The 1,171-nt window shown below is 70.0% G+C and carries 1 protein-coding gene; it reads left to right on the top strand.

From position 1 onward, the window contains the following. Positions 1-11: 11 nt before the first annotated feature. The coding region (locus EB084_26110; GenBank protein NDD31739.1) for a helicase SNF2 at positions 12-1,171 on the top strand (1,160 nt) is incomplete at its 3' end.

Here is a 1,171-nt window from a genome sequence, read left to right as displayed (position 1 = left end):
CCCTCGCCGCCATGCTCATGGCCCTGCAGGGCGACGGCCCCGTGCTCGTGGTGCCGCCCAAGACCCTGCTGGCGCAGTGGCAGGACGAGATGTGGTCGCTGCTGCGGCTCCCTTCCGCGCGATGGACGCCTCAGGGGTGGATTGACGAGCACGGCCACCTGCACCCCGCACGGGGTCCAGAGAGCGTGGCGCGCTGCCCGCGAAGGGTGGGGCTAGTATCGCAGGGGCTCATCACCTCGCGCTCGCCTGTGGTCGAGCACCTGCTCTCGATGCGCTACGAGTGCGTGGTGGTCGACGAGGCCCACCGCGCTCGCCGCCGCAATCTCGCCCCCAACCGCCAGCACGAGCGGCCCGATCCCAACAACCTCATGAAGTTCGTGTACGAGGTCGGTGCGCGCACCAAGAGCCTGCTGCTGGCCACCGCCACCCCCGTGCAGCTGCTGCCGGTGGAGGCGTTCGACCTTTTGTCGATGCTGGCCACGGGGCATGAGGGCGTGCTCGGCAACATGTTCAGCCGCTGGCGACAGGTCGAAGAGGCGCTCGCGCTCACCCTCGGGCGCACGGAGGTGCCGAGCGACTCGACCGGGCTGTGGGAGTACGTGCGAAACCCGCTGCCTCCATCCTCCGAGGGGAAGGCGTTCGGTGACGTTCGGCGCACCCTCGACATGAAGAGCGATGCCTGGGTGGCGATGCCCGAAGCCTACGCGAGCCTGCGCAAGCCCGAGCAGCAGGCGCTGCGCCAGCTGGCCGGCGAGTACGGCCGCATGCACAACCCGTTTCTGCGCCACATCGTGCGCCGCACCCGCGAGTACCTCGAGAGCACCATCGATCCGGAGACCCATGAGCCGTACCTGCGGCCCGTGCGGGTCGAGCTGCTGGGGGAGGACGACGCCTCGGCCCTCACGCTGCCACTGTACCTGCAAGAAGCCTACGCGACCGCCGAGGAGTTCTGTCGCACGCTGGGCGGGCGCGTGAAGGGCGCCGGCTTCCTCAAGACGCTGCTGCTGCGGCGGGTGGGCAGCTCCATCCGCGCGGGTGAGATCACGGCCCAGAAGATGCTCGACAGCTGGGAGTCGGTGGTCGAAGACAGCGACGAAGACGACGACGAGCCCGATCTGGCCGTCGAACCCGAGACGGCGGCGCGCGGACGGGGGGCGCCCGACGGCGGCTC

This window comes from Pseudomonadota bacterium (genome assembly GCA_010028905.1).
Lineage (GTDB): Bacteria > Vulcanimicrobiota > Xenobia > RGZZ01 > RGZZ01 > RGZZ01.
The sequence above is the reverse complement of the archived record's forward strand: the minus strand, read 5'-3'. Positions and strand labels throughout refer to the sequence as shown.